Below are 16,128 nucleotides of genomic sequence, written 5' to 3'. Positions count from 1 at the left end.
CAAAAGGACCCACCAGCCTGCGCGCGGGTGGGCCCTTCTGAGGATGTAGTGACTCAAGTCAAAGCTAGTCTTTGGATGCCACTTCGGCAAAGTTTGCTGTTCGAAATGAACCACTTTGGGAAGCGACTTCGGCGACACACTCTTTTGCCGACTTTGTACATTCTGCAACGATAGAGTTTTGGGTCGTGCTATCAATTTTGGGATCAAGCTTACCTGTCACGTTGTTGATCATCGCCAATCGCTTAGCTGAATTTGACTCCGTACCGAGTTCGGTAAGCAAACCGCCCCAAGCAATTCCGAATTCCGCTTTGGCATCTAAATGAGTCGGCTGTCCTCCAGTTGAAACTACCGCTGCACCTCCGTTTTCTGCGAGTTTCTGTGCAGCAAGTCCGGTAGCAAAATATTGAGCTAACTCAATGCTACCTTCGCCGCTTTCTTTTCCATTTGATGAACCTGAGCCCTTGGCGCCAAAGCTAGCGAGCACTGAGAAGCTATCTTGCTGAACGATGTCTTTGCCTCTGGATTGTAAAGCAACAAACTTACATGGGTGAAGGACGGCTTCATGGCCAACAAGGTTATGCTGTCCGAGTTTCTCCGGGCTAATGTCGCAAGGTGAAAGGTGATTATCTGAATCTTTCTTTTCGCGAACATTTGCAAGAAGAGGCATAAACACTGCCTCTTGTCGGTCAAATCCAACATTGACGGAAGGAGTCTCTCCCGCTGCCGCGCCGACTTTTACACCCGCAGTTGTCGTAGTCGCAAAAACCATTGTGTTTGAGTGACGAATAGCTTGAACACACCCCGCCAATGCGGGCAGCGCCCCCAGCAATATCAGCGCTGAGTATCGTTTGCGTAACATATATCTTCCCCCTCTAATTGTTCGAGAATTTTCGAAGCCTGCTCGGCCTCTGCGTCTGATCGGATGATGATCAGCAATTGGCAGTCAGCGGGGTCGGTAATCACCCATTCCTCTTGGCTGAATCCGAGCCAAGCGGCTTCGCCAATGGCGGCGCCGTAGCCGAGGCCGATGCCATTGCGTTTGAACGCGATCAGGTTGCCGCTTGTTTCAGGAATGACGATGCGGGTCAGGCCGAAGCTCACGATCTCGCGTTCGCTGTCTTGGTCGAGGACGACCGTTGTGCATGCCGCTTGTGAAAGAAGCAGTAAGCCGCACAAGAGCGCTCGCGCAGTTCTGAAGCCCAAAATGCTCCCCCAATTCGAGGCCGCCACGTTCCCACGCAGCGGCCTCATCTCTAAACTCATGTTCCGGCAAACTCGCCTTAGGTGCGACCCGAAGGGCTTGTGGGAAGACTAGCAAAGAGGCCTTTTACACTAAGCATATTCGGGGGCAGCGGAACTTAAGTTTTCCTGTAGGGTAGACGGATTTTTCCAATAAAAACAGGGGTTGTGAGATGAAATGTTGTTGCAAATGGGAAAAGCACGTGAGACTCGTAAAGCCTGCAAACAGGCCGCCGCGAACTAGCCGATGTTACGCTTTTCATCGCCAATGGTTTGTACAAACTTGCCGGTTTCATTGACGATTCCCGAAAGTTGCTGTGCGCTGTCTTGAGATGCATTGGCTAGGCGCTGTATCAGAGCAACAACGCTGTTTGTGTCGCGATTAACATTGGCAACCAATTCACCCATGCTGGCTGCGCCTTCAGCTCGTTTCATCGACAGCGTCGGTAATGCTAGAGAATTTCGCAAGCTGACTTTGCAGCGCTTCGAGCAGCAATTGGTTTTCTTCGCCCAATCGCTCTGCAAGCTCACACATCAAATTGCTCGATTGCTGGCTTTTCTGTGTTGAAGAACGGATGGCGTCGATCTGCTTTTGAACCATATCCGTCGCTGATGCGGTTTGCCCGGCTAAGCTCTTCACCTCTTGCGCGACAACGGCGAATCCTGCGCCTGCATCGCCTGCACGCGCCGCCTCGATGCTGGCATTGAGCGCAAGAATGTTGGTTTGATCGGCTACGTCCGAGATGGATTGGACGATCTTTTCAATAGCGACAACTTCCTCGACGGCTTTCGCATTGTCATTCGCGGTCAGGCCCGCTTGATCAACTGCTTTGACCAACACACTGCGGTTTTCATCCAGACCAGACTTCACATTATTGAGCGCCTGCTCAAGGACGCCAGCAGCATTGGCTGCATCTTGCATCGATTGCGCGGACTGCTTTGAAATCGCCGCTGCTTCGATTGTGGCGTGCTGCAGTTCCAAAATCTTGGAATCGGCACCTTGGGCCTCGTCACGCAAGGCCTCTGACACGGACAATGTGTTTTCGATCTTGTTTGACAGGGTTGCAACGAATTCACTGCCCATCCGGTTGATCTTATCTGCGCGATAGCGTGCATCCAGCTGAGCCCGGAAGCTTGAAATGATTTCGAGCTGGATAAAGGCAAGCTGATTGAAGAAGGTAATGTCGGGCAGTGCATCAGCAACAGAATTTGCACCCTGTGCAATAACCTCAATCACTCCATTATAATATTTGGAGCGTTTCTGGATCATCATATCCTGGCGGTCGATCAACCAACCAGCAAGGCCAAGCCAAGCAAGCCTGTCCATCCATTCGAGTTCATCTGTGGCGGTAAAAATGCCGAGCGAGCGTTCGACCGATGTCTGCACCACTTCCTCATGCGACAATTGACGGCCGAGCAGCGCACTCATAGTTTCGATATTGCTACCGTCGATTTGTCCGTCCCAATAGGTTTGGGAGAACGCTTCTATTTCTCGGGAATAGCGCGCCCAGAACTGAGCAATCTCGGCACGCAACGTACCGTCACCGAACAATGCCTTTGCGCGTTGTTCAAACAATTCTGATCTAATTTCATACGAATTCGCGAAATCAAATTTTGCGTGGTCCATAGTGATCAATCGCTCCCTTACGGCCTCCTACCTAAAGATAGTAAATAAAGCTGAAACGGTACTGAGGCGATTTTCCTGCTAGCGCCGCTGGAACATGTGGAGAACATAGCGCCGAGAAGCGGCTTTGTATCGGTGCCTCTGGACTCAAAGGGATTGAGGCCCCAATTGGTGTGCCATGTCCCTCACGAAAATCTCAGTTCGCGGTGCCAGAGAGCACAACCTCAAAGGCGTTGATATTGATTTGCCGCGTGATGCGCTGATCGTGGTCACAGGCCTGTCTGGCTCGGGAAAGAGCTCGCTTGCGTTTGATACGATCTATGCTGAAGGTCAGCGGCGCTATGTTGAGAGCCTGTCGGCCTATGCGCGGCAATTCCTTGAGATGATGCAGAAACCCGATGTTGAACACATCGATGGGCTGTCGCCAGCGATCAGCATTGAGCAGAAGACGACCAGCCGCAATCCGCGCTCAACCGTGGCGACCGTTACCGAGATTTATGACTATATGCGCCTGCTGTGGGCGAGGGTGGGCGTGCCGTACTCACCGGCCACCGGCAAACCGATAGCCGCGCAAACCGTCAGCCAGATGGTCGACCGGGTGATGGAACTGCCTGAGGGCACGCGCGCCTATCTGCTCGCGCCGGTGGTGCGCGGGCGCAAGGGCGAATACCGCAAGGAACTGGCCGAATGGCAAAAGGCGGGCTTCACCCGCGTGCGGATCGATGGGGAACTATACCCAATCGAGGAAGCGCCGGCGATCGATAAGAAATTCAAGCACGACATCGAAGTCGTGGTTGATCGGATCGCAGCCAAACCCGGCATGGAAACCCGCCTGGCCGATAGTTTCGAAACCGCGCTGAAGCTGGCCGAAGGGCTGGCCTATATTGATCTGGCGGATGGCACGGTTGAGGATGCCCTCAAGTCCGTCCGCCCTGAGCCTGTCGAAGGGCTGTCCTCCACTTCCGAAGAAAAGGGCATGGCTTCGACAAGCTCAGCCCGGACGGAAAAAGGGGGAATCTTAAGGGAGCAGGGGTTCCGGATAATCGCATCGTCTTTTCAGAGAAGTTCGCCTGTCCGGTCAGCGGGTTCACCATTGAAGAGATTGAGCCGCGCCTGTTCTCATTCAACGCGCCTCAGGGGGCGTGCGCAACCTGCGACGGTTTGGGCGAGAAGCAATTGTTCGACCCGCAATTGGTGGTGCCAAACGAAGGGCTGACCCTGAAACAGGGCGCGGTTGCGCCATGGGCGAAGAGCAATCCGCCTTCGCCCTATTATCTGCAAGTGCTGGCCAGCCTGGCCAAGGCGTATGATTTCAATCTGACGACGCCGTGGCGCGATCTGGAGCCTGATCAACAGCTGATCATTCTGCAAGGGACCGGCGGTATGCCGGTTGAGCTGACCTTTAAGGACGGTCGTAAGGAATACACGGTGCGCAAACCGTTTGAGGGTGTGATCGGCAATCTCAATCGCCGCCTGCTGCAAACCGACAGCGCGTGGATGCGCGAGGAACTGTCCAAATTCCAAACCGCGCAGCCGTGCGAGAGCTGCGGCGGCAAGCGGCTGAATGAAAAGGCGCTGGCAGTAAAGGTCGCGGGCACGGACATTGCCGACCCGGTGAAGATGAGCGTGTCGGATGCGAAGGACTGGTTCCTGGCGCTCGATGAGAAGCTGACCGATCAGCAATCGCAGATCGCCAAGGCGATCCTGAAAGAGATCAACGAGCGGCTCGGTTTCCTCGACAATGTCGGGCTGGATTACCTCAACCTCGATCGGACCAGCGGGACGCTCTCTGGCGGGGAGAGCCAGCGCATTCGGCTCGCGAGCCAGATCGGCAGCGGGCTCTCTGGCGTTCTCTACGTGCTCGACGAGCCGAGCATTGGCTTGCATCAGCGCGACAATGACCGGCTGCTCGAGACGTTGAAGCGCCTGCGCGATCTCGGCAATACGGTGATCGTGGTGGAGCACGATGAAGACGCGATCCGTCAGGCGGACCACGTCGTTGACCTTGGCCCGGGCGCGGGCGTGCGCGGCGGCGAAGTGGTGGCGCAGGGCACACTGAAACAGATCATGAAGTCGAAAAAGTCGCTCACCGCAGACTATCTCACCGGGCGGCGCGAGATTGCGGTTCCTGCAGAGCGGCGGCCCGGCAATGGGCACAACATTACGGTGCGCGGCGCTCAGGCGAACAATTTGAAAGACGTCACAGCGTCGATCCCCTTGGGCACATTCACCTGCATCACCGGGGTCTCCGGCTCAGGCAAATCGACCTTTACCATTGATACGCTCTATGCCTCCGCCGCCCGCGTGCTGAACGGCGCGCGCGTGATCGCGGGCAAGCACGATAAAATCGAGGGCCTCGAATATTGCGACAAGGTGATTGAGATCGACCAGTCGCCGATTGGCCGCACCCCGCGCAGCAACCCGGCGACCTACACCGGTGCCTTCACCAATATCCGCGATTGGTTTGCTGGTCTGCCAGAGGCGAAGGCGCGCGGGTACAAGCCGGGCCGCTTCAGCTTTAACGTGAAGGGCGGCCGCTGCGAGCAATGCACCGGCGACGGCCTGATCAAGATCGAAATGCACTTCCTGCCCGACGTCTATGTCACCTGCGAGGAATGCGGCGGCAAACGCTACAACCGCGAGACGCTGGAGGTGAAGTTCAAGGGCCTCTCCATCGCCGATGTGCTGGACATGACGGTTGAAGATGCGGAGGGCTTCTTCAAGGCCGTGCCGCCGATCCGCGACAAGATGCGGATGCTGAACGAGGTCGGCCTTGGCTATGTGAAGGTCGGCCAGCAGGCGACGACATTGTCGGGCGGTGAGGCGCAGCGGGTGAAGCTGGCGAAGGAGCTGTCCAAACGCAGCACCGGGCAAACGCTCTATATCCTTGATGAGCCGACCACGGGCCTGCACTTTGAGGACGTGCGCAAGCTGCTGGAGGTGCTGCACCGCCTCGTGGAGCAGGGCAATTCCGTGGTGGTGATCGAGCACAATCTCGACGTTATCAAGACGGCCGACTGGATCGTTGACCTGGGCCCAGAGGGCGGGGTGCGCGGCGGCGAAGTGGTCGCAGCGGGCACGCCGGAGACGGTCGCGAAAGAACCGCGCAGCTTCACCGGCGGATACCTCAAGAACATGCTGAGCAAGGGGCCGGCGAAGCAGGGCGCGAAACCGGCGAAGACCACCAAGAAGAAGGCGAAGGCTGGCTAAGGCTTACCCGCGCGTCGGGTCTGCGATCAGCCGGGAAGCTCGCTGCCAATGGTGAGCGCGCCGTAGATCACCGGGCTGGCCACCAGCACCAGTAGCAGAGCGATGTTCACCCGCTTGCTCTTGGAAAAGAACAGCCAGAACATCGCCGGGATCGCTGCCAAGGCGGCCAGGCCAGCCAATATGCCAGCAATGCCGGCCTGTTGCGCTTCCCGCGTTGCCTCAAGCTGCTCCGGCGTCGCCAGCAATATGCCCGCAACCGTACTGATCGCATTGATCCCGATCACGCCGCCCATGATCCAGCGTTTCTGCTGCCAATACCATGCGTCAAAATCGCGCCAATCGGCGGGCTTGTCGGGGAACACCAGGCTCGCAATCAGATAATACCAACCGATCGTCAGCAAGATCCCGATCACCGTCCCGCCATTGAACAGCAGCGTCTCGCGAAAGCTGTACATGTGCAGGAAGAACGTCGACTGATCGAGGATCACCACCAGCCCCATCAGCGGCACCAGCCACCCAATCGTGATCGCCTCAGACGCGGGATCGACCCCGGCCTTTTGCCGCGCGCGCAGCTTTAGCACCCGGGCAAAGCCGCGCAGCACCTCAGCCATGGCGAGGCCCATCAGCAGCACGAACGTTTCGAGCAGGAATTGGAAGCCCGATATGGTGGTCTCTTGCATGGATGATTGCCCCGTTATGTCGGTCCAGACTATCGCGCAATCCGCCCTGCTGGCAATGGTTTAGATGTCACCCGCCAACACACACGATTGCCAAGCCCCGCGCGCTGTGTAGGATGCGCGGGGCCGGGACACGGCGTATCACACCAGACAATTGAGGGGTCTTTCATGTCATTCACTACCAAAGCATTCGCGCTACCCGCATTGATGACGGGCGGCCTGTTGCTGTCTGCCTGCGGCGACTTGGTCGATAAAGACGCGATGTTCGACGAATTTGGTTCAGAATGCCAATCGTCCTTCGCCGCAGAAGTCGGCGGACCGGCGGAATTGGCACAGCCATTTTGCGATTGCTCTGTTGGTAAGATGAAAGAGCAGGATTTCGGCCTGACCGATCTGGTCGATGAGGAAAAGATGACCGCGCTTGGCGAGGAATGCATGAACGAGGTTCTGGCTGAAACGGGTACGGGCGCAGACGCCCCCGCTGCGGAGTAAGCCCGCACGCGCAATGCTCCGTCCGGGGCTGCGCTTAAAGGTTTAGGATTTTGAGAGACGCGCTCTTCCTGCGGGGAGGGCGCGTTTTTTTTGTTGGTTTTGTCGAGTTTAACTCGTTCCCAAAAGCCCGTCTTCACCAAGACGGGCAAAGGCGTTACCAATTGCACTATCTCCAAATCTCTCTCTTTTCTGGTCACTCCATGAATGGAATGCGGAGATCAAGTCATCCACAGATTGGTTGCTTTGGTTTTTTGAGAGATGGTGCGTTGTAGAGAGCAACTCAAGTCCATAAGGGCTTTCAAACCCTTCAATAAGATGAGACAGTTTTCTAACTATCTCTGAGACTTCATGGCTTTTTTGCTCGTTTATCAAAAAATCGTCGGCTGCAGCATAGCCAGCCTTGGTCACGTGACTGACTTGGTTGCTCCCAGTAAACCCGGCAATTGCGCCTTGTTTTTCTAGTGTCGCAAAAGCCCTTTTGAGATTTTCTGAATAGGGGCCAAATTTGTTTTTATGAAATGAAAGGCCAAAAGGAATCCCGAGTTCTTGCAAAAAATAGGTCAGTTTTTGCAATGACAACCGATCAAATCCATCACCAAACAACGGTTCTAGGTCTCCAAGCGTTTTCAAAAGTGCTGCGCGACGAAACGTGAGCTCAATCGAGTCTTGATTGGCGTGCTCTGGATTATCGCGTTCTTCCAAAGGTTCTAGAACGATGATTTCTGTATCGAGTCCTTCGAGTTTTTCTATTATCAAATCTTTCACAACTCTCCACTCAAGCCCGCCGTTGCCACATCCGAGTGGAGGCATGGCTATTGAACGAATTTTTCCGGTCTCTAGCTCATTTCGGAGTGCGATAAGGCCATCACTGACATATTCAATTTTGGATTTTGCGCGCCAGTGATCTTTGGTCGGAAAGTTCACAAGATAGCTAGGGCCATGTTCCGTCAGCAAATCAGTTTGCTCATAGATGAAAAGGTCGCCGGGCCTTAGTTTTTTTGATTGGCAGAGTTTTCGATAAGCAAGATAATTTTTTGGCCATCTCCGCTTAAACTCTAAAGCCACACCTTTGCCCATAACTCCTACGCAATTCACCGTATTAACTATCGCGTCAGCTTGCTCAGTAAACAAGTCCCCTTTTTTAAATGTAATAGACATCAGAAAAAGCACCCAGGCTTAGTAAGAACAGGAATAGTCATATTTTTGGAACGCAAGATTGCCGTAACTTCTTGGTTCTTCGTATCATTGGGAGTTAAAATGCACTCAGCATGATCCAATGGCACCGCGTCTCTAATTAGGAATTCTGCCATCCTTCGAGATTTTCTATCCTGATAGCGCTCCGGCTCAGCGCGGTCCAAAAAGTAGCGACAGCAGCCTTGATATCCAATCTCTGCAACATGGCCAGCCATTGGTGCTTCGTCAAACAGCGCCCATTTAACGGTATCTTGGAGTTCTTCCAATGACTGCCCAAAAACAATTTCGACCGACCTATCATTTAGTGCTGTGTTCGAAAAATAAGTCAGGAAGGTGTCGTTCTCGATTAGCTTCGCAGCCTTGTAGACGACAAATGAGCGGTCAGCTTGGGTCGCTGTTCCAAGGCTCTCCCCATTCGGAGCTCGTAACTCGACGTTTCCTTTGTAGATTGTGTAGCAGAAGGCTGTGAATGGCGAAAAGTAGAATAGCACATAGTCATTCACAACACCTCCACATGGCATTGTAAACTCTTCAGTTCCTCGGCGTTCAACAAGCTCTCTGTAGGAGGTTTGATGGCAGGCTTGCATAGGGAAGTGGTTCTTCGCTCTTAGCTCTTTGTCCGCCGCAAAAACCGCAATATCCGCTGTATAGACTTGTCTAAAGACGAAGCGTTCCGGCACCAATTGTTGTCCCCTCGGCGACTTTAAAATTCCCTGTTTGTTCCTTTCATTGACACCATATTCATCGGGCTTGCAAGACCTATTTTATTGCCGCTGAAATTGGCTCGCTGAGTTTTCCTACACGCCAAAGTTCCTATAGATGGTCCTGTTCCCTTGAACTGAAAATCAAAGGCGAACGACCATGGCCCAAGGCCCAACATTTCCTTCCCGCGGTCCCTATGATGCGCGCCGCAAACTCCCCCAAAGCCCTTATCCCACGCGCCCCGGAGACCCCGGACCGGCTGAGCATGCGCGCAGCTCGGCTCGCGCATGTCGAGGCTGGGCGCATAGGGGGCAGGGTGAGGTAGTTTTTTTGGTGCCATGCGGTTGGGTTGCACCAAGAGGTGGGGAGTTTTTTGTTTAGACCCTGCGGGCGGGGCGGATTTTTGTTTACGCCCTCAAGCGCCGGGCGCAGCGCATCCGCGCTGCTTGGCTTTCCTCGCTCACGCGCCTTTCAGGCGCATCGCTGCGGGCGGCCACAAGGTCCTTGCGGCGCTTCGCGCCGTGCTCCGCGACCAAGCCAGAGACAGGGAGCCAAGGTTCTTGGTGCTACCCCAACTACCTCGCGCGCTGACGCTTGTTTATTTGTTTGCGCCCTCAAGCGCCGGGCGCGGGCCATCCGGCCCGCTTGGCTTTCGCGGCATAAGCCGCGGCGGCCGGTCGGCCTTGCGGTCCGCTAGTCGCGGACCGGACCATTCCAAACCATCGATCTCGCGCCAAGAACCTTGGTGCTCACCCAACTACTTCGCGCCAAGCGTCTCGGCGCTACCCAGCGATCTCGCACCAAGAACCTTGGAGCTACCCAAATTACCTCGCGCCAGGAACCTTGGCCCCATGCAGTTGGCTTGGAATGGTTCGCGAGCCGAAGGCGAGTGCAAGGGCGCACGCCCGCCCGAGCTAATGCGAGGAAAGCCAAGCGGGCCGGATGGCCCGCGCCCGGCTCTTGAGGGCGCTAAAAAAGGAATCAAACACCATGACTCAGCTTCTCCCTCTTCCATCCGTCCCGCCAGCGCTCACACCGGCGCGGCGTGCCGCCTTTCTCGAAAACCTGCGCCTCTATGGCAATGTGCGGCTTGCGTGCCGGGCGGCTTCGCTCAGCCCGCAGACCGCTTACCGCGCGCGTCAGGCGGAGCCGCGCTTTCTGGACGAGTGGGACGCCGCTCTGGTGATCGCTCGCACGCATGTTGAGTCGATCCTGGCCGACCGCGCGATCAGCGGGGTGACCGAAAAGGTGTTCTATCACGGCGAGGAGGTGGCGACCCGCACCCGCTATGACAGCCGCCTGCTGCTGGCGCACCTCGCACGGCTCGACCGATTGGCAGAGCGCATTGAGGAGAAAGAAGCCGAGGAGGCGCGCTTAAAAGCCCAAAGCCAAACGCGAAGCACATGCGGCTGCTACCAGCACCAATCGCGAGCCGAAGGCGAGTGCAAGGGCGCACGCCCGCCCGAGCTTATGCGAGGAAAGCCAAGCGGGCCGGATGGCCCGCGCCCGGCGCTTGAGGGCGCAAACAAACAAAACGAGGATATCGCGAGCGCGGATGCGCTTGCGGAACAACAAAAAACTCCAAACTCCCAATCCCCCTCAAATCCCCCGATACCCGAACTCGAACAGCGCCTGATGGCGATGGAGGCGGAGCGGCCCATCACTGCGCGCGCGGTGCATCAATTCGACGATCCGGGCGAGGCGGAGGCGGCGCAATTGTGCGCCTTTGAGGCGGGGCTGGAGAAATGGTGGGCCGTGGCGCGCACGCAGGACTTGCCCGCGCATATTGCTGAGGGCGCTATGGCCGAGGGCGCGGATTACTCGGGGCATGAGTGAGGTGTGTGCCGGTGCGCTCGCACCTGTGCCCAGGCGGTCCGCATCTGCTCACATCGCGGCTTTGCTGCGCGCTCCTGCCCGCGCATTCACATTGGCGGGGGCAAATCTTAACACTTGTCCGATATACTAAAGTCTATGAGAAACATTACCTTAACACCGATCGTCCTATTTTCCGCTGCCGCTTTGCTGGCCGGGTGCAATGCGCCTGACCCGTCGGATTATGGCGGCGGGGCTGAGGGGGCGGCCATCGCCAAGTGCATCAGCCGGACGGAGCGTGCCGACAGCTCGATCACGCGCGAACAGGCGGGCGAGATGTGCACCTGCATTACCGAGAAGATGAGCAAGGCCATCACCAATGGCGGACGCGGTATGTCGGAAGCCACCCTAACGTCCTGCGCAACCAAGGCGGGCATCACGCTCGAATAGCGCGAGTTGCTCGTGCGCTGCCCCGTGCCGATCGCGCGGGGCGCTATGGCCGAAGGCTGCGCTCAATCGGGCTGTGAGAGAGGGCCGAGATTTTGGCCCCTGGACTGTGTTCCATGTGTTCCAAGCGAGCCGCGCGCGCGGTGAATGGAGGCGCGGGGAGGGACGGGCACGCTAATGCGGCCACTGGCTCTCGACGATGTCCTTGGCTTCCTTGAGGCCCAGTCCGGTACGCTCGCGAACGAGCTTGATCGCCTCGATCTTGCGACCGTTCATGAAGGCCGCGCGGACTTCCGGATCGTTGCTGAGGTCGATGGTGGTGCCCTGAAGGCTGTGATGCGGTGGCGTAAGCGGCTCTGGCGCGCGCGGAGGGGTGGGAGTGCGGTGGCCAAAGCTGGAGGCATCGCGGCGCTGCTGCTCGATCATGTCGCCGCCTGTGCGCCTCAGCACAATGACAGCGAGGATGAAGCCGGTGGCTATGCCAGCGCCGAAGATCAGAATACCGTCCATCAGCGGGCGACCAGTTCCAGGTCCACGCGGGCATGGCCTCTGCTGATCATGCCGATCTCCTCAGCCGCTGCGCGCGAGAGGTCGATGACGCGGCCTTTCACGAACGGTCCGCGATCGTTGATGCGCACGGTGACAGCGCGGCCATTGCGCGGGTTGGTAACGCGCACGAGGCTGCCGAAGGGCAGGGTCTTATGGGCGGCGGTCATGGCGCGCATGTTGAAGCGCTCGCCATTGGCGGTGAGGCGGCCGTTGAAGCGGCGGCCGTAGTAGGATGCGATGCCGCTGCCGAGATTGCGGATGCTGCGCGGCTCCGGCGGCTTGGGTTCAGCGGTCGGCTCAAAGCTGGTGAGGTCGACCGCGCCAGGGGCGACGGTGATGGGGCTGGGCGCGGTGTTATAGGGGGCGAACTGCGCGTCGAAGGAGGCGGCGGATCGGGGGGCTGCTTGGGGCTGCTGCTGGGTCTGCGGGGTTTGCAGGAGCGCGCCGTCTTGCTGAGCGAGGGTGCTGGAGGGGACGGATGCGAACAGGAGCAGGGCCGTGGCTACGCCAACGCCGCTCGCGCAAACTCGCTTTGATACCCCTCTCATAATGGGCATGCTTTAGGCGAAAAGAGGGGGAGAGCACAATCGGGCGCAGCTCTGATTGCCCGGTTTGATGCCCGTTCTGGCGTGGTTCGGGTTTGCGGAGTGGGCTGCCACTTGGCGAAAACCAGGCGCGCAAAGCAAATGGGGCCGGCATTGCTGCCGACCCCACTCTTACCGACGCGTGGTCAACTTGCTTGGCGAACCTCGCAAGATGCACTTGGCATCCGGTTTCTTGCCTCCGTACGATGTACGGCGGGCTTTTCACCAGTGCTCGCACCGGCATCCAGCTTCACTTGCAAGCAGTCTCTGCATTCCTGAACCGAAGTTCCTGTTTGCATCCTCTGCTCCTCGGGTGGAGCTGAGACCATCAATCTGTATTGCCTTCGATCTCAAACAGTCGATCCGGGTCCAACCCTTTTCGCCCTCAATCTCCGACCAAATTGGTGGCCATCTGATGGGTCTGCTTCGCGATCTCCTCAAACGATCCAGTCTGGTTTTGGCCGAAGCCATTGCCATCCTGTTTCTCAAAGCTCGCGTGGACAATCACCATCGCGTCGATCGTTACAAAAAGTGCTTAAAAATAGCGCCTTGCGGCCCTCTTCTCAATCCCTTTTCTGCCCTTTCGATGTTTAGAAACTGCGCCCAAAAACCGAGTCGCGCAAGTGGTGCAACCCCGACTTATCCACTTTTGCCCAGATCACTTGTGGACGAGGGTGGATAAGTCAGCGGCTCGTCGCAATCGTAAAATGAGCGCTCAAAAATGCGCCTCTTTTGACGATCAGCGGCCGCGTTTCCGGCCTCTTTGAGCGAGCAGTTTGAGTCGCAACGCGTTTAGCTTGATGAAGCCTTCAGCGTCCTGCTGGTCATAGGCGCCTGCATCGTCCTCAAAGGTGACGACGTCTTCGCTGTAGAGGTTGTAGTCGACATCGGCGCGGCGGCCAACGACCTGCGCATTGCCTTTGTAGAGCTTGAGGCGGACGTCGCCCGTGACGCCAATCTGGCTGTGATCAATTGCCGCCTGCAGCATCTCGCGTTCTGGTGCGAACCAGAAGCCGTTGTAGATCAGCTCTGCATAGCGCGGCATCAGCTCGTCCTTTAGGTGGGCAGCGCCGCGGTCCAGCGTCAATTGCTCTATGCCGCGATGCGCCCGGGCGTAGATCTCGCCGCCCGGTGTTTCGTACATGCCGCGCGATTTCATGCCGACAAAGCGGTTCTCAACCAGATCAAGCCGGCCAATGCCATGCTTGCGGCCAAGATTGTTGAGCGCGGTCAGCAGCGTGGCCGGACTCATCGCTTCGCCATTGAGGGCAACACCGTCTCCCGCCTCAAACGCGATGGTGATGTATTCCGGCTCGTCCGGTGCGTCCTCTGGATTGACCGTGCGTGAGTAGACGTAGTCGGGCGTCTCTTCCCATGGGTCCTCGAGCACTTTGCCCTCAGAGGATGTGTGCAGCAGGTTCGCATCGGTAGAAAAAGGGCTCTCGCCGCGCTTATCCTTTGGCACGTCAATCTGATGCGCTTCAGCCCAAGCGATCAGCGCTGTGCGGCTAGTAAGGTCCCATTCGCGCCACGGGGCGATGACCTGAATATCGGGGTTCAGCGCATAGGCGGAAAGCTCAAACCGCACTTGATCGTTGCCTTTGCCGGTCGCGCCGTGGGCAATGGCATCCGCGCCAGTTTCAGCAGCGATTTCAACCAAGCGCTTGGAGATCAACGGGCGGGCAATCGAAGTGCCAAGCAGATAGTCGCCTTCATAGCGGGCATTGGCGCGCATCATAGGAAAGATGAAATCGCGTACGAATTCCTCGCGCAGGTCTTCGATGAAGATGTGCTTTTCCGGAATGCCCATCGCGCGGGCTTTTGTACGGGCAGGCTCAATCTCCTCGCCTTGGCCGAGATCGGCGGTGAAAGTGACCACCTCCAGCCCGCGCTCAACCTCCAGCCATTTGGCAATCACAGAAGTATCAAGACCGCCTGAATAAGCGAGAACCACACGTTTGATATCGGACATTGTCACACCTTCGTCTCGGCGCAGCGCGCCTCCGTCATTTTGTGCAGTGGCCGCTAACAGGGGAGGGGGTGCGGGGCAATGCTTGTCAGCGGCGATGCAGGCTGCATGGATAGGTCAAAGCTTGTGAAAGCGCTGATTGATCACAATATCTGTGCTTCAGCAGGGTCGGAGGGATCACGATTATGGACGGCGAAACCGCACCAAAGGCGAAGAAAGGCCTGTGGGGGCAAGCGCGCGAATTGGCGCAAATGGCACCGCCAGAACGCAATCGATGGGTCGATTTCCTGCGGGCAATCTCAATTCTTGCGGTGGTGTTCGGCCATTGGTTGATGGCCGGACTGTATGTTGATGAGGCAGGCGCGCTGCAGCGCGGCGATTTGATTGAAACCTCGCCGTGGACGCATTGGCTAACATGGGCGTTTCAAGTGATGCCGGTGTTCTTCCTGGTGGGCGGATATTCTAATTCGGTGAGCTGGGAGGGGACTTTGCGTAAAGCGAGCCCCGGGCAAAAGGGCGTATACCGCGATTGGCTGGCGAGCCGCGTTCAGCGTTTGATTGCTCCGACGTTCCCAGTCCTGCTTGTTTGGGCAGTGATCGCTTTGGCATTGACGCAGATCGGTTTTGACCGGGCGCAAATCCGCATGGCGACCGAAGCGGCTCTGATCCCTGTATGGTTCTTGGCGGTCTATCTGCTGGTGACGGCCTGCATTCCGCTGGCTGTGAATGCATGGAAGCGTTGGGGTTGGGCCAGCTTTGCGATATACATTCCGATTACCGCGCTGGTGGATTGGCTGCGGTTTGAGCACGGTGTACCTTACATCAGCTTCACCAATTTCCTCTGGGTGTTCCTGGCGATTCACCAGCTGGGTCTGGCGTGGCGCGATGCCAAGTTTGACAATCGCTTGTTCGCCTTTGGCTGGTTTGCCGCCGGACTGGGCGTGCTCATTTCGGTCACCGTTTATGGGTTTTACCCAGTGTCGATGGTATCTGCTCCTGATGGTTTTTCAAACTCATTGCCGCCAACCTTTGCGCTGCTGGCGTTGGGAGTCGTGCAGGTCGGGCTTGTCCTTGCATTGGAGCCACTGGGGCGCCGGATGCTGGACAAGATCGGGATATGGACGGCTACAGTTCTGATGAACGGCATGATCATGACCGTTTTTCTGTGGCACCTCACCGCCTTTGTGCTGGTGATGACTTTCACGTGGATCGCGCTTGGCGGGATTGGGCTGGATAGCGTCCCGGGCACGGGCGAATGGTGGGCAACGCGGCCCTTGTGGCTTGGTATCTATATCGTTGCGCTGTTGCCCTTCATCGCGGTGTTCGCAAAGCATGAGCGCAGCTTTGGCCCGACCAGAGGCGGCCGCACGGTGCCGCGCGCCCGAGTGGTCGCAGGCGTTGTGTTGATCTGCGTAGGGCTGGGCGCGACCGCTGGGATCAGTATTGCCAGCCCGGAAGGGATCACAGGCGTGCGGATATGGGTGGTGGCGCTGCCATTTGTCGGTGCAGCTTTGCTTGGCTTTGGCCCAGCGTATCGTCCCAGATCGCGCGATACGGCTTAGTTGAGGCCTGCTTGCGGGTTCACTTCCGGTTCAAGGCACTAGGAGCAGACACGGCGCACTAGGTCGC

General features: G+C 57.3%; 15 protein-coding genes and 1 pseudogene. 5 read left to right on the top strand and 11 right to left on the bottom strand.

What is annotated here, in order from left to right; genetic code table 11:
* Positions 1 to 64: 64 nt before the first annotated feature.
* From AC0V6M_RS13705 to AC0V6M_RS13690, 4 genes are all read right to left on the bottom strand, one after another.
* A complete protein-coding gene (locus AC0V6M_RS13705; RefSeq protein WP_486139354.1) occupies positions 65 to 859 on the bottom strand; it encodes a hypothetical protein in 795 nt (264 codons plus the stop codon).
* Positions 832 to 1,203: a hypothetical protein gene (locus AC0V6M_RS13700; protein WP_486139353.1), complete on the bottom strand. Its 372-nt coding sequence runs from the start codon at positions 1,201 to 1,203 to the stop codon at positions 832 to 834. The genes AC0V6M_RS13705 and AC0V6M_RS13700 overlap by 28 nt, the downstream gene beginning before the upstream one ends.
* 276 nt (positions 1,204 to 1,479) lie before the next feature.
* Positions 1,480 to 1,647, bottom strand: a complete 168-nt coding sequence (locus tag AC0V6M_RS13695) for a hypothetical protein (protein WP_486139352.1) — start codon at positions 1,645 to 1,647, stop codon at positions 1,480 to 1,482.
* A gap of 13 nt (positions 1,648 to 1,660) precedes the next feature.
* Positions 1,661 to 2,815 (bottom strand): methyl-accepting chemotaxis protein, encoded by a 1,155-nt coding sequence (locus AC0V6M_RS13690; RefSeq protein WP_486139351.1) that lies wholly within the window; start codon positions 2,813 to 2,815, stop codon positions 1,661 to 1,663.
* 226 nt (positions 2,816 to 3,041) lie between these two features.
* On the opposite strand from AC0V6M_RS13690, the pseudogene uvrA reads away from it, so the two are divergent.
* Positions 3,042 to 6,073: pseudogene (gene uvrA / locus AC0V6M_RS13685) on the top strand (excinuclease ABC subunit UvrA).
* A 26-nt stretch (positions 6,074 to 6,099) separates the two neighbouring features.
* Here uvrA and AC0V6M_RS13680 read toward each other — a convergent pair.
* Positions 6,100 to 6,753, bottom strand: coding sequence for a hypothetical protein (locus AC0V6M_RS13680; RefSeq protein ID WP_486139350.1), 654 nt, complete (start codon positions 6,751 to 6,753; stop codon positions 6,100 to 6,102).
* A 165-nt stretch (positions 6,754 to 6,918) separates the two neighbouring features.
* Between AC0V6M_RS13680 and AC0V6M_RS13675 the strand changes: the two genes are divergently transcribed.
* Positions 6,919 to 7,242, top strand: coding sequence for a hypothetical protein (locus AC0V6M_RS13675; protein ID WP_486139349.1), 324 nt, complete (start codon positions 6,919 to 6,921; stop codon positions 7,240 to 7,242).
* A gap of 108 nt (positions 7,243 to 7,350) precedes the next feature.
* Here the strand turns inward: AC0V6M_RS13675 and darG are convergent, their stop codons facing one another.
* Together darG and AC0V6M_RS13665 are read right to left on the bottom strand one after the other, a co-directional pair.
* Positions 7,351 to 8,400, bottom strand: a complete 1,050-nt coding sequence (darG, locus tag AC0V6M_RS13670; protein WP_486139348.1) for a type II toxin-antitoxin system antitoxin DNA ADP-ribosyl glycohydrolase DarG — start codon at positions 8,398 to 8,400, stop codon at positions 7,351 to 7,353.
* Positions 8,400 to 9,116, bottom strand: coding sequence for a DarT ssDNA thymidine ADP-ribosyltransferase family protein (locus AC0V6M_RS13665; protein WP_486139653.1), 717 nt, complete (start codon positions 9,114 to 9,116; stop codon positions 8,400 to 8,402). The genes darG and AC0V6M_RS13665 overlap by 1 nt, the downstream gene beginning before the upstream one ends.
* Before the next feature lie 1,012 nt (positions 9,117 to 10,128).
* Between AC0V6M_RS13665 and AC0V6M_RS13660 the strand changes: the two genes are divergently transcribed.
* Together AC0V6M_RS13660 and AC0V6M_RS13655 are read left to right on the top strand one after the other, a co-directional pair.
* Positions 10,129 to 10,974, top strand: a complete 846-nt coding sequence (locus AC0V6M_RS13660; RefSeq protein WP_486139347.1) for a hypothetical protein — start codon at positions 10,129 to 10,131, stop codon at positions 10,972 to 10,974.
* A gap of 135 nt (positions 10,975 to 11,109) precedes the next feature.
* Entirely contained in the window at positions 11,110 to 11,400 is a 291-nt protein-coding gene (locus AC0V6M_RS13655; protein ID WP_486139346.1) for a hypothetical protein, read from the top strand.
* A 171-nt stretch (positions 11,401 to 11,571) separates the two neighbouring features.
* Here the strand turns inward: AC0V6M_RS13655 and AC0V6M_RS13650 are convergent, their stop codons facing one another.
* From AC0V6M_RS13650 to AC0V6M_RS13635, 4 genes are all read right to left on the bottom strand, one after another.
* Positions 11,572 to 11,907 carry a ribosomal protein L7/L12 gene (locus AC0V6M_RS13650; RefSeq protein WP_486139345.1) on the bottom strand — a complete coding sequence of 112 codons (336 nt, stop codon included), beginning with the start codon at positions 11,905 to 11,907 and terminating at the stop codon, positions 11,572 to 11,574.
* Complete coding sequence (locus AC0V6M_RS13645; RefSeq protein WP_486139344.1) at positions 11,907 to 12,494, bottom strand: septal ring lytic transglycosylase RlpA family protein; 588 nt, start codon at positions 12,492 to 12,494, stop codon at positions 11,907 to 11,909. Before AC0V6M_RS13645 ends, AC0V6M_RS13650 begins: the two co-directional genes overlap by 1 nt.
* Positions 12,495 to 12,915: 421 nt before the next feature.
* Positions 12,916 to 13,041: a hypothetical protein gene (locus tag AC0V6M_RS13640; protein WP_486139343.1), complete on the bottom strand. Its 126-nt coding sequence runs from the start codon at positions 13,039 to 13,041 to the stop codon at positions 12,916 to 12,918.
* A 228-nt stretch (positions 13,042 to 13,269) separates the two neighbouring features.
* Positions 13,270 to 14,502: an argininosuccinate synthase gene (locus AC0V6M_RS13635; RefSeq protein ID WP_486139342.1), complete on the bottom strand. Its 1,233-nt coding sequence runs from the start codon at positions 14,500 to 14,502 to the stop codon at positions 13,270 to 13,272.
* 182 nt (positions 14,503 to 14,684) lie between these two features.
* On the opposite strand from AC0V6M_RS13635, the gene AC0V6M_RS13630 reads away from it, so the two are divergent.
* Entirely contained in the window at positions 14,685 to 16,061 is a 1,377-nt protein-coding gene (locus AC0V6M_RS13630) for an acyltransferase family protein (protein ID WP_486139341.1), read from the top strand.
* Positions 16,062 to 16,128 lie beyond the last annotated feature (67 nt).

This window comes from Erythrobacter sp. JB3-1 (assembly GCF_057364995.1).
The sequence above is the reverse complement of the archived record's forward strand: the minus strand, read 5'-3'. Positions and strand labels throughout refer to the sequence as shown.

Excerpts from the sequence above, each read along its gene's own strand:
- AC0V6M_RS13650 (WP_486139345.1), bottom strand. The coding sequence starts at position 11,907 with ATGGACGGTATTCTGATCTTCGGCGCTGGCATAGCCACCGGCTTCATC.
- AC0V6M_RS13655 (WP_486139346.1), top strand. The coding sequence starts at position 11,110 with ATGAGAAACATTACCTTAACACCGATCGTCCTATTTTCCGCTGCCGCT.
- AC0V6M_RS13680 (WP_486139350.1), bottom strand. The coding sequence starts at position 6,753 with ATGCAAGAGACCACCATATCGGGCTTCCAATTCCTGCTCGAAACGTTC.
- AC0V6M_RS13635 (WP_486139342.1), bottom strand. The coding sequence starts at position 14,502 with ATGTCCGATATCAAACGTGTGGTTCTCGCTTATTCAGGCGGTCTTGAT.
- AC0V6M_RS13630 (WP_486139341.1), top strand. The coding sequence starts at position 14,685 with ATGGACGGCGAAACCGCACCAAAGGCGAAGAAAGGCCTGTGGGGGCAA.
- darG (WP_486139348.1), bottom strand. The coding sequence starts at position 8,400 with ATGTCTATTACATTTAAAAAAGGGGACTTGTTTACTGAGCAAGCTGAC.
- AC0V6M_RS13645 (WP_486139344.1), bottom strand. The coding sequence starts at position 12,494 with ATGAGAGGGGTATCAAAGCGAGTTTGCGCGAGCGGCGTTGGCGTAGCC.
- AC0V6M_RS13660 (WP_486139347.1), top strand. The coding sequence starts at position 10,129 with ATGACTCAGCTTCTCCCTCTTCCATCCGTCCCGCCAGCGCTCACACCG.
- AC0V6M_RS13675 (WP_486139349.1), top strand. The coding sequence starts at position 6,919 with ATGTCATTCACTACCAAAGCATTCGCGCTACCCGCATTGATGACGGGC.
- AC0V6M_RS13695 (WP_486139352.1), bottom strand. The coding sequence starts at position 1,647 with ATGGGTGAATTGGTTGCCAATGTTAATCGCGACACAAACAGCGTTGTT.
- AC0V6M_RS13640 (WP_486139343.1), bottom strand. The coding sequence starts at position 13,041 with ATGGTGATTGTCCACGCGAGCTTTGAGAAACAGGATGGCAATGGCTTC.
- AC0V6M_RS13705 (WP_486139354.1), bottom strand. The coding sequence starts at position 859 with ATGTTACGCAAACGATACTCAGCGCTGATATTGCTGGGGGCGCTGCCC.